This window comes from Saccharopolyspora sp. NPDC003752 (assembly GCF_053605825.1).
Genome location: NZ_JBSGJZ010000078.1, coordinates 1 through 11,291 on the forward strand (window position 1 = coordinate 1; position 11,291 = coordinate 11,291).

Below are 11,291 nucleotides of genomic sequence, written 5' to 3' on the forward strand. Positions count from 1 at the left end.
CTGGGCCGAGGACCATCACGATGTGGAGGTGATGGACGGCTCGGGTCGCAGACTGGCCAAAGCCCGGCTGCCCGAAGGGGTTGCGGGAATGGCCCAGCTGCACTCGATCGTCGGAGAGTTGGCCGGTGACGACGCCGACGAGGTCGAGGTGCTGGTCGGCATCGAGACCGACCGGGGACCGTGGGTGGCGGCGCTGGTCGCCGCCGGGTACACGGTGCTGGCGGTGAACCCGTTGCAAGCCGCGAGGTTTCGTGACCGGCTGGGTGTCTCGGGAGCCAAGAGCGACTCCGGTGACGCTCACGTGCTGGCCGACATGGTCCGCACCCACTCCCACGAGTTGCGGCCGGTCGCCGGGGACTCCGCCGAGGTCGAGGCGGTCAAGGTGGTGGCCCGCACCCACAAGACGCTGATCTGGGAACGGACCCGCCACACCCAGCGGCTGCGGCACGCGCTGCGGGACTACTTCCCCGCCGCGCTGGCCGCTTTCGACGATCTGGACGCCGCCGACACTCTGGAGCTGCTGGCCAAGGCCCCCACACCGGCCCAGGCCGCCCGGTTGACACTCGCGCAGATCAGCGCCGCGCTGAAACGGGCCCGCCGCCGCAACGTCGCGGAGAAAGCGGCGGCGATCCAGGCCGGGCTGCGCTCCGAGCACCTCGGTCAGCCCGAGGTCGTTGCTGCCGCCTACGCCGCCTCCATCCAAGCGCTGATCGCGGTCCTGACCACACTCAACACCCAGGTCAAGACTCTGCAAGGGCAGGTCGAGGCCCATTTTGGGCAGCACCCGGCCGCTGAGATCATCACCTCCCAGCCCGGTCTGGGACCGGTCCTCGGTGCCCGGGTGCTCGCAGAGTTCGGCGACGACCCCGACCGCTACGCCAGCGCCAAAGCCCGCAAGAACTACGCCGGCACCTCCCCGATCACCCGCGCCTCCGGCAAGAAGAAGGTCGCCCTGGCCCGGTTCGTCCACAACGACCGGCTCATCGACGCCCTCACCACGCAAGCGTTCAACGCACTGCTGCGCTCGCCCGGTGCGCGCGCCTACTACGACCGGCAACGCAACCGCCGCAGCAGCCACAACGCCGCCCTGCGCCAACTCGCCAACCGGCTCGTCGGCATCCTCCACGGCTGCCTCAAAACCGGCACCCCCTACGACGAAACCACCGCCTGGGCCCATCACGCCAACTCGACTGCGGCTTGACATTCAAGCTCCTGGGATGTCTTTCAAGCGGGGAGGCGCTTGGTGTAGTCGAGGGTGAGGACCGCGGCGGTCATGATCAACCCGGCGCCGACGAAGTAGAGCAGTGCCCAGGTGTAGCTGCCGGTGGCGCCGACGATGAAGCCCACCAGCATCGGCGTGAGGATGCCCGCGATGTTGCCGCTGAGGTTCATCGCGCCGCCGAGCGCACCGGCGTTCTCCCGGCCGCCGAGCAGCGACGGCACGCTCCACATGAGGCCCACCCAGCGCAGGAAGAACAGCACGATGGACAGCAGCGTCACGGCCGCGATCGGGCCGGGCACCAGGGTCACGCCGAGCAGTCCGAGCACGACCGCCACGCCGGCGATGCCGAGCAGCGTGCGCATCACGACGTTGCCGTTGCGGCCGCGGGCCCGCCAGGTGTCGGCGAGCCAGCCGCCGATCAGCTCGCCCACGAAACCGGCGCCGAAGATGACGAAGGTGGACCAGCCGATCGTCTTGATGTCGAAGCCCTTGGACTCCGACAGGTACAGCGGACCCCAGGTCAGCAGGCCGTAGAACACGCCGTTGAAGCCCAGCCACGCGGCGCACATCGCCCAGAACGACCGGAACTTCAGGTAGCGGCGCAGGGGGCGCCGACCGCTGACGGCGCCCGCGGCGCGGTCCTCGGCGGCGTGCGAGGTCTCGATGTCGGTGGCCTCGGCATCGTTCACGCCCGGGTGGCTGCGCGGGTGGTCCCGGAGGTACCACCAGGCCCACAGGCCCATCAGCACGGTGACCGCGCCCGCGACGATGAACGCGGGCCGCCAGCCGCCGGTCGTCGCGATCAGCCAGGAGATCGCGATGCCGCCGACGCCCGCGCCCAGCGGCGCACCGGCGTCGAGGATGACCGCGCCGCGGCCGCGTTCCCGCAGCGGCATCCAGATGGCGTTGAGCTTGCCGCCGGCCGGCATCACCGGCGCTTCGGTGGCGCCGAGCAGGGCCCGCATCCCGAGCAGCGCGCCCGGGCCGGGGGCGGTCGCGGTGAGCGCGGTGGCCGCACCCCAGGCGATGCACGAGCTGCCGACCATCCGGCGCGGGCCGAAGCGGTCGATCAGCCAGCCGCTGGGCAGCTGCATCAGGGCGTAGGTCCAGAAGAAGGCGGCCAGCAGGATGCCGGTGAGCTCGTCGGAGAGCCCGAACTCCTTCTTGATCAGCGGCAGCGCCACCGAGATGGAGCCGCGGTCGACGTAGTTGATGGTCACGATCGCCAGGAGCAGCAGGAAGATCGTCCAGCGAACCCGGGACGGCTTGGTCCCGGTGTCCGTGAGGGTTCCCGATGTCTGTGTCACGTCTGGTCTCCAAAGGGGCGAGGAGGAGCCGGGCGATTTGGGATGCGGTATACCAAACATCGTGCTGGGACCCATGTCAATACCTGGGAAAATACGAATCGGTGACCGGCGTGAAGAAAGCGTTTCGGGTCCGCCCGGGAAGATTGCGCTGAATCGATGCTCCGGCGTCGCCCCTTGACGGCCGCGCGGCGCGTACCGTTAACTTTCCAGAAAACGATAAGTATACTTCGTGATACGGAAATCCATGGTCCAGCGCGGCGAACGCTCGCGCTCAGCGGGCACCGTTCGCCTGGCCGATCGGCGTGCTTCTCGTGAACGGTGCCGCCGAACCGCCGGCGCGCCGCACCGGCCCGGTGCTCGCACCATGGGAACCGCGCGCGGCGTACTGCGGGTCAGGTCCGGGTCGGTGGCCCGTTCGTCCCGGTAGAAGTGGCGAGCGGTCCGTTCGCTCCATCCCCTTGACCGGAGCCGCACCATGGTTCAACACTTTGTTGAACCACTGCCAGGAGGAGGTAACCGCGTTGCCCGAACCAGCCAACGGAGCGTTCGACGTCGTGTTCCGCGCGCGACGGCTCATCGGCCCGAACGGTGAGACGTCCGGCAGCGTCGGCGTCCGCGACGGCCGCATCGCCGCCGTCGAGCCGCTGGACGCCCCGCTCGAAGCCGCCCGCACCATCGAGCTCGCCGCCGACGAGGTCCTGCTGCCCGGGCTGGTCGACACCCACGTGCACGTCAACGACCCGGGCCGCACCGAGTGGGAGGGCTTCGACACCGCCACCCGCGCCGCGGCGGCCGGCGGCGTCACGACCATCCTCGACATGCCGCTGAACAGCCTGCCGCCGACGATCGACACCGGCGCGCTGGAGGTCAAGCGCAAGACCGCGCGCGAGAAGGCCTACATCGACGTGGGCTTCTGGGGCGGCGCCGTGCACGGCAACCTCGCCGAGCTGCGCGGGCTGCACGAGGCCGGCGTGTTCGGCTTCAAGTGCTTCCTGCTGCACTCCGGGGTCGACGAGTTCCCGCCGCTGAACCCGACCGAGCTCGACGAGGCGCTGCGCGAGCTGACCCGCTACGACGGGCTGATGATCGTGCACGCCGAGGACTCCGACGCCATCGAGCACGCCCCCACGGCGCACGGCGAGACCTACGGCGACTTCCTGAACTCCCGCCCGCGCGGTGCCGAGAACGTCGCGATCGCGCAGGTCATCGAGCTGGCGCGGCGCATCGGCGCGCGGGTGCACATCCTGCACCTGTCGTCGTCGGACGCGCTGCCGATGATCGCCTCCGCGCGCGCCGACGGCGTCAGGGTCACGGTCGAGACCTGCCCGCACTACCTGAGCTTCAGCGCCGAGGAGGTCCCCGACGGCGCCACCCAGTTCAAGTGCTGCCCGCCGATCCGCGAGGCCCGCAACCGGGAACTGCTGTGGCAGGGGCTGGCCGACGGGATCATCGACTGCGTGGTCAGCGACCACTCGCCGTGCACGCCGGAGCTCAAGCGCTTCGACATCGGTGACTTCGGCGTGGCCTGGGGCGGGGTTTCCAGCCTCCAGCTGGGCCTTTCGGCGGTGTGGACGCAGGCGCGGGTGCGCGGCCACAGCCTCGCCGACGTCGTGCAGTGGATGTCCCGGAAGCCCGCCGACCTCGCCGGGGTGCGCGGCAAGGGGTCCATCGCGGTCGGCAACGACGCGGACCTCTGCGTGTTCGCGCCGGACGACGCGTTCGTCGTCGACGTGGGCAAGCTGCACCACCGCAACCCGGTCTCGCCGTACCACGGGCGCCCGCTGTCGGGCGTGGTGCGCGAAACCTGGCTGCGCGGCACGCAGATCGTCGGCCCGGGCGTGGAGATGACCGCGCCGCAAGGCAATCTGCTCACCCGCCAGGGCTCGTAGCAGACCGGAACGGGGCCGTGAATCCGCTGCGGGTTCACGGCCCCGTTCCATCAGCCCTTGAGCCTGCGGACCAGGTCGGCGGCGCTGGCCAGGGACAGGCCCGGCAGCTTCCGGCGGACTTCCCGGACCGCCGCGATCTCGTGGGTGTTCGGGTCGACGCCCGCATCGGCCAGCACCCGACGGGTCCAGCGGATCTCCTGCGGCTCGCCGTCACCGGCCTCGTCCAGGATCCGCAGCGCCCGCTGCAGGCCGGGCAGTTCTTCGGGGCTCGCGTCGTGGACCGCGCGCCGCACCGCTTCCCGCGCCTCGTCGAGATCGTTGAGCACCAACAGGTGCGCTTCGCGTTTGCCGAACATCTCAGCCTTCCTGCAGGGGACTCGGGGATCTGGACCATTCTCCCGCGCCCTGTCGGTGATCATGGCTACCCTTCGCCGCCATGAGCGATGCGGCGCACTCGCTGACCTACCGGCGGCCCTCGGTGCTCGACGGCGGCCGGCTCGGGTTGGAGACCGCGGGCGGGACCGCGCTGGCCGGCCCGGTGGGAAATCCCCGGTTCTTCACCGGGTTCCTCACCGATCCCGCGCCCGCCGCAGGCGGTCTCCAGGCGATCGCCCGGGTCGCGCGATCCCGGTACCCGGAGCTCACCGGCCGCCCGGCCTTCCGCGATCCGGTCGTCACCTGCAACGGCGACCGGTTGCGCTTCGAGTCCTTCTCCCGGTGCTGCGGCGTCTACGCGCGGCTGGACGTCCTCTCCGGCGGCCTGGACGGCGAGGTGCACGACCGCGGAACGACCAATGTGGACATCAACGAGCCGCTGCGCCGCATGCTCGCGCGCGTCGGCGGCCGCGATCCGCTGCACCTGTCGGTCGGCCCGGACGACCTGACCGCCACCACCCTGGACGGCTCGGTGGTGGAGAAGAAGGTGCCGCTGCCGCAGCGGTGGCTCCGCGGGTTCGCCGAGGTCCAGGTGATCACCGCCGGGTTCGAGCCGCGCGCCGAGCTGTCCGCCGCCGAGGCCGCGCGCCTGCTCCGATCGCTGCCGTCCCGTTCGAGCGGCGCGCTCTGGGCCGTGCCCGCCGGACGCTCGCTGCGCCTGACCGGCTCGCCGGCGCCCGGCGCGGTCTGCGTGGCGAGCCCCGACCGGCTCGAATCGCTCGTGCCGTTGCTGCGCTTCGCCCGGGCGCTGCGCGTGCACGGCCCGCAGGTCCGCGCCGGAAGCCATCCCGTCGCGAGTGCCTGGGAGCTGGATCTGCCGGGAATGCGGCTGGTTCTGGCGCTGTCGCCGGGTCTCAACCGCGGGTTCTCCGGTGAAGGGGCGGTGCTCGACGCGCTGGCCTCGGATGACAGCGAAACCGACGCCGAGTTGATCGGGGCGCTGCTCGCTTTCGAGCCGCGGGTGGAGGTCGACCTCCTCGCGGAGCGGTCCGGCCTGCCGCAATCGCGGGTCCGCAACGCCCTCATCCAGCTCGGAACCGCGGGCCGGGTCGGTTACGACCTCGCCGAGGCGGCCTACTTCCACCGCGAACTGCCCTACGACGCGACGGGCGCGGAGGCGATGAACCCCCGCCTCCACAACGCGAGAGCGCTCGTCGAGGCGGGCGCGGTGCACATCGACGGCGACACCGCGACGGTGGTCGTCGGAGACCACGCGCACCGGGTGCGGGACGGCGGCTGCACCTGCCGGTGGTGGGCGGAATTCGGTGGTACCAGGGGAAAGTGCAAGCACGCGCTCGCCGTGGACGTGGCGCGGAACGGAGCACGGGGATGAACTGGGAAGATCTGAAGGAACTCATCGAGCAGGGCGACCTGGACGCCCTCGCGGCGGCGCTCGGCGAAATCGGCCCGGCGGACAGCCGCGCGCTCGCCAAGCCGCTGGCGGACTTCGAACGCTCGGTGCGGCAGGAGGGTTTCTACACGGCACAGCAGTTCTCGTCCATGCTCTCGATCGCGGGCGCAGCCGTGCTGCCGATGTCGGCGCTCGCGCCGTGGTTGTCCCGCAACAGCCTCGACCGGCCGATGCGGCCGGACCACCACCGCGTGCTGAGGCCCTACGGCGCTCCGGCGTTCGACCACGTCCTGGCCCTGCTGCGCCGGCGGGACGTGCCGCAGCTCGCCGAGAAGCTCGCGCAACGGCTCCGCCCGCGAGGACGGATATCGAACTACTACTGGCGGCTCATCGTCGCCATCGCCGGGGACGTGCTGCCCGACAGCGACGGATTCGTGTACCACTGGCCGGAGATGATCGTGCGCGATGCCACGACGATCGTCGACGAGATGCGCGGAGATCGCCGTTTCCTGGCCCTGGTTCCTCGACTGTTCGAAGTGGACGGTGTGGCCCGGCGGCTCGCGGACTGGTGGGCACAGGACAGCTGGCCGAGCGCGCTGGCGGAGCTCGCCGCCGCCGGTGAGGTCGATCGGCTGGTGCTGCTGGACGGGCTGCTGGCGCGCCTGCAGCGCGGCGGCAAGCAAGCGGATGTCGTGGCCCTGATCGCTTTGCACGACAAGCTTTCCCCAGACCTCGATGAACTCGCGCCGCGCGGCGGCGACTACGCGGCCCTGGTGCCCGACAGCCATTCGACGGTCGCCGGGATGGCGCAACGGGAACTCCAGCGCCTGGACGAGGCGAACCGGCTGGAAGTCGACGTCCTGCTCGACGTCAGCCGGGCGATGTTCTTCCGCCCGGAGAAGAAGCTCGTCCGGGCCCAGCTCTCGTGGCTGGACAAGGCGATCCGGCGCGGCCGGCCCGAGGCGCTGGCGGTGCTGGGCGGCGCGTTCGGGCACGAATCGGCCGACATCCAGGAACGCGCGCTCAAACTGGTGCTCAAACACACCGGCGAGCTCGATGCGGACGTGCGCGAAGAACTCGCCGAAGCCGCGGCGGCGCTCCCGCAGGACCTCCGGGCGCGTGCGGCCGGGCTGTTCGGCGAGCCGGAGGCCACGCCGGAACCCGCGCCGGTCCCGGTTGCCGCGCCGCGCCCCGAGATGCCGCCGCCCATCACATCGGTGGACGAACTGGTCACGGCCTTCGCGCAGCATGCGCATGGCGGAGATCCGCCCCAGGAAGAGCGGATCCTCGCCGCGATGGTCGAGTTCGCGTTCACCGACCGGGCTGCCCTGCGCCGCGCTTTCGCCCCGCTGCAGGAGCAAAGCCCGTGGTACGCGCCAGGGCTGCCGGACTGGAGCCGGCAGCGGAATTGGATCGGTTCCCCGTGGGTGAACGGCGAGTTCACCGCGGTCCTGCAAGCCGCGACGGGAGAGTGCCGGGGCGACGTCACCAGCCCCATCCCGAGCGGCGAGGAGATCCCGGGGGAGGCGGACTGGGAGGAACTCGTGACGCGCGGCGTGGACTACGGCACCGTGTCGCTGCGCCGCCTGCACGAGATCTCGCTAGGTCTCGCGTACGCGCCCCGGCCGTTCTTGATGTCCACGCCGACCGAGGCGTCCGGGCTGATCGCGCCCGAAGCGCTGGCGGAACGGTTGGAGCGGGCGGCGGTGCAGGGGTTCGAGCCGTGGGAGCACGACTTGGTCGTGGCGATGCTCCGGCTGCCCCGGGACGCCGCGATCGCCGACCGGGTGCGAGGACTCGGCGACGCGGGTGCGCAGGTCGCGCGGTGGATCGACGGCGGCGGGCTCGGCAACCCGGAGATCCGCCGCGAGGTGGTGCCGGTCAAGAAGTACGACTGGCGCGGCATGCACTTCGAAGACCGCACCCGCGTCACAGTCGCGTTCCCGGACTCGGCGGGCCCCATCCGCAAGTCCTTCGACAGCACGGCGACCGGCCGGTATTCGGCGGTCCTCCGCGAGCAGAACGCCGCCCCGGATCTCGTGCCCGCCCATCGGGATCTCAGCGCAGCGCACCAAGTGGCGGCTTTCGCGGACGGGGCGCGGAGGAGCGCGACGGTGCTGGGCCGCCTGGTCGACGCCCACGGCCCGATCGGCGACGGGATGACCACGGTGCTGGCCTTCGCGCTCGGAGCCCGGGAACCGGCGGACCGCGCGGGCGTGGTCGACGCGCTGATCACCCTGACCGCCAGGGAAGGGCTGCGCGGCGCGGACGTCGGGCATGCGGTGGTGGAGCTGGTGGCGCGCGACGAGGTGGTGCTGAAACGCGTGGTGCAGGCGGTGCACGATGCGGCGCGAGCCGGTCTCGTGGAATTTGCGTGGGAAGTGGTCGCGGTGCTGGTCGAGGACCTGCTGCCGGCCGAAGGGGAACGTCCGCGAACGGCGCTCGCGGACCTGCTCGCCCTGGGCGTGGAGCTGGTCGAACAGGTCCGCCCGACCACTTCGGTGCCAGGACTGGCGGAGGTCGCGGCCCGCAGCGGCTCCAGCCGCTTCGTCAAGGAGGCCCGCAGGCTGCACCAGGCGCTGAGCAGCACCTGATGGCACTGTTTCGCCTGGCCAATGCTCGTGAGTGCTTTGGTCCGCCTTGGCACTCCAAAACACGCACGACCCATGAACAGCCGAAACGGTCCGCCCGGCGAGCTCGGCCGGTGCCGCTCCGATGCTCCCCGCGTAACCCCGGTGACCAGGGCTGACGTACGCTGAGTAATCGTGCTCGTCATTGCGCTGGACACCTCGACCCCCGCGGTCACGGCGGGGCTTGTCGCCCTGGACGACGGTCCGCCGCGCGTCCTCGCCGAGCGCGTCACGGTCAACCCGCGTGCGCACGGCGAACTCCTCATGCCGCAGCTGCTGGACGTCCTGACCGAGGCCGGACGCGAACTCGGCGACGCCGACGCGATCGTCGTCGGCGCCGGACCGGGCCCGTTCACCGGCCTCCGCGTCGGCATGGCCACCGCCGCGGCGCTCGGCCAGGCCTGCGGCCGCCCCGTGCACCCGGTCTGCAGCCTCGACGCGATCGCCGCGCAGGCCACCGCCGAAGGCCCCCTGCTGGTCGCCACCGACGCGCGCCGCAAGGAGGTCTACTGGGCCGCCTACGACGCCGCCCGGACCCGGATCGACGGGCCGCACGTCCAGCGCCCGGCGGATGTCCCGACCGAGGGCTTCGCCGCGGCGGCCGGGGAAATGGCCGAGGCGCTGGGCATCGACGCCGTCGAGCCGCGCTACCCGACGCCGGTCGGGCTGGTCGCGGCGGCGCGCGCCGCGCTGCAGGGCGAACCGGCGCCGCTGGTGCCGCTCTACCTGCGGCGGCCGGACGCCGCAGAGCCGGGCAAGCGGAAGTCCGTGTTGACCAGGGGTGGGAAGTGACCGACCGCGCCACCACCGCGCCGCGAGTGCTGAAGCTGCGCCGCAGCGACCTGAAGCGCTGCGCGGAGCTGGAGCAGGTGCTCTTCCCCGGCGACGACCCGTGGTCCCGGCCCGCCTTCGCCGCGGAGCTCGACCAGGGCCACTACTACGTCGGTGCCTACCTCGACGAACGCCTGATCGGCTACGCCGGGCTCGCCGTCGTCGGCCGCGCCCCGCACGCCGAGGCCGAGGTGCACACCATCGGCGTCGACCCGGCGCACCAGGGCCGCGGCGTGGGCAAGGCGCTGCTGCGCGCGCTGCTGGACAGGGCCGACGAGAAGCAGGCGACGACGTTCCTGGAAGTGCGCACCGACAACGACGCCGCGATCGCGATGTACGAGAACCACGGCTTCGAGATCGTCGGGCTGCGCAAGCGCTACTACCAGCCGTCCGGGGCGGACGCGCACACCATGCGGCGGCCCCCGGCGGAAACTGCGGAGGCTGGGTAATGACTGCGGATCGAGTGGTGCTCGGCATCGAGAGCTCCTGCGACGAGACCGGTGTGGGCCTGGTCCGGCTCGCGGCCGACGGCACGGTCGAGCTGCTGGCCGACGCGGTGGCGTCCAGCGTCGACGAGCACGCCCGCTTCGGCGGCGTGGTGCCGGAGATCGCCAGCCGCGCGCACCTGGCGGCGATGGCCCCGACGATGCGCCGCGCGCTCGACGAGTCCGGCCTCGAACTGTCCGATGTGGACGCGATCGCGGTGACGGCCGGGCCGGGCCTGGCCGGCGCGCTGATGGTCGGCGTCGCGGCGGCCAAGGCCTACGCGGCCGCGCTGGACGTGCCGCTGTTCGGCGTCAACCACCTCGGCGGGCACGTCGCCGTCGACACCCTCGAACACGGGCCGCTGCCGGAGCGCTGCCTGGCGCTGCTCGTCTCCGGCGGGCACACGCAGCTGCTGCTGGTGGAGGGCATCGGGGAGCAGATCACCGAGATCGGCTCCACGATCGACGACGCCGCGGGCGAGGCCTACGACAAGGTGGCGCGCATCCTCGACCTGCCGTACCCGGGCGGCCCGCCCATCGACAAGCAGGCCAAGCTGGGCAACCCGAAGGCCATCGCGTTCCCGCGCGGGCTGACCGGGCCCCGCGACGCCAAGTACGACTTCTCCTTCTCCGGGCTGAAGACGGCGGTCGCGCGCTGGGTGGAGACCGAGCAGCGCGAGGGCCGGGAGATCCCGGTGGCGGACGTGTGCGCGTCGTTTCAGGAGGCCGTGGCGGACGTGCTGACGGCGAAGGCCGTGCGAGCGGCGCGGGACCTGGACGTGGACACGCTGGTGATCTCCGGAGGCGTGGCGGCGAACTCCCGCCTGTCGGAGCTGGCGGCCCAGCGCTGCGCGGAAGCGGGCATCACGCTCCGGGTGCCGCGCCCCCGCCTGTGCACCGACAACGGCGCGATGATCGCGGCCCTCGGCGCCCACGTCCTCGCGGCAGGCGCCAAGCCGTCGCCCCTGGACATGCCTGCGAACCCGGGCCTCCCGGTCGGCACCATCGTCGTCCAGTAACCCGATGGTGTAGTTCTTCCCGCAATTTCAATGGAAATCAGAGCTCTGATTTCCATTGAAATTGCGGACCCCCGGACCCCCCGGCCCCCCCGCGCCCCCCCCCCCCCCCCCCCCCCCCCCCC

The 11,291-nt window shown here is 71.8% G+C and carries 9 protein-coding genes; 7 read left to right on the forward strand and 2 right to left on the reverse strand.

The window, feature by feature from the left end:
* Nucleotides 1–1,201 (forward strand): IS110 family transposase (locus tag ACWEV3_RS43090; RefSeq protein ID WP_452619453.1); only part of this gene is annotated, 1,201 nt, incomplete at its 5' end.
* 23 nt (nucleotides 1,202–1,224) lie between these two features.
* Here the strand turns inward: ACWEV3_RS43090 and ACWEV3_RS43095 are convergent.
* A complete protein-coding gene (locus ACWEV3_RS43095; RefSeq protein ID WP_452619454.1) occupies nucleotides 1,225–2,529 on the reverse strand; it encodes an MFS transporter in 1,305 nt (434 codons plus the stop codon).
* Between the two features lie 521 nt (nucleotides 2,530–3,050).
* On the opposite strand from ACWEV3_RS43095, the gene allB reads away from it, so the two are divergent.
* Nucleotides 3,051–4,418, forward strand: a complete 1,368-nt coding sequence (gene allB, locus ACWEV3_RS43100; protein ID WP_452619455.1) for an allantoinase AllB — start codon at nucleotides 3,051–3,053, stop codon at nucleotides 4,416–4,418.
* Between the two features lie 50 nt (nucleotides 4,419–4,468).
* Here the strand turns inward: allB and ACWEV3_RS43105 are convergent, their stop codons facing one another.
* Complete coding sequence (locus ACWEV3_RS43105; protein WP_452619456.1) at nucleotides 4,469–4,774, reverse strand: hypothetical protein; 306 nt, start codon at nucleotides 4,772–4,774, stop codon at nucleotides 4,469–4,471.
* An 80-nt stretch (nucleotides 4,775–4,854) separates the two neighbouring features.
* On the opposite strand from ACWEV3_RS43105, the gene ACWEV3_RS43110 reads away from it, so the two are divergent.
* The 5 genes from ACWEV3_RS43110 to tsaD all read left to right on the forward strand — a co-directional run bounded on the left by ACWEV3_RS43110 (nucleotide 4,855) and on the right by tsaD (nucleotide 11,169).
* Nucleotides 4,855–6,186, forward strand: a complete 1,332-nt coding sequence (locus ACWEV3_RS43110) for an SWIM zinc finger family protein (RefSeq protein WP_452619457.1) — start codon at nucleotides 4,855–4,857, stop codon at nucleotides 6,184–6,186.
* A complete protein-coding gene (locus ACWEV3_RS43115; RefSeq protein ID WP_452619458.1) occupies nucleotides 6,183–8,798 on the forward strand; it encodes a DUF6493 family protein in 2,616 nt (871 codons plus the stop codon). Before ACWEV3_RS43110 ends, ACWEV3_RS43115 begins: the two co-directional genes overlap by 4 nt.
* Before the next feature lie 171 nt (nucleotides 8,799–8,969).
* Entirely contained in the window at nucleotides 8,970–9,626 is a 657-nt protein-coding gene (gene tsaB / locus ACWEV3_RS43120; RefSeq protein WP_452619459.1) for a tRNA (adenosine(37)-N6)-threonylcarbamoyltransferase complex dimerization subunit type 1 TsaB, read from the forward strand.
* Nucleotides 9,623–10,114, forward strand: a complete 492-nt coding sequence (gene rimI / locus ACWEV3_RS43125) for a ribosomal protein S18-alanine N-acetyltransferase (protein WP_452619460.1) — start codon at nucleotides 9,623–9,625, stop codon at nucleotides 10,112–10,114. Before tsaB ends, rimI begins: the two co-directional genes overlap by 4 nt.
* Nucleotides 10,114–11,169, forward strand: a complete 1,056-nt coding sequence (tsaD, locus tag ACWEV3_RS43130; protein WP_358575044.1) for a tRNA (adenosine(37)-N6)-threonylcarbamoyltransferase complex transferase subunit TsaD — start codon at nucleotides 10,114–10,116, stop codon at nucleotides 11,167–11,169. Before rimI ends, tsaD begins: the two co-directional genes overlap by 1 nt.
* Nucleotides 11,170–11,291: the final 122 nt, after the last annotated feature.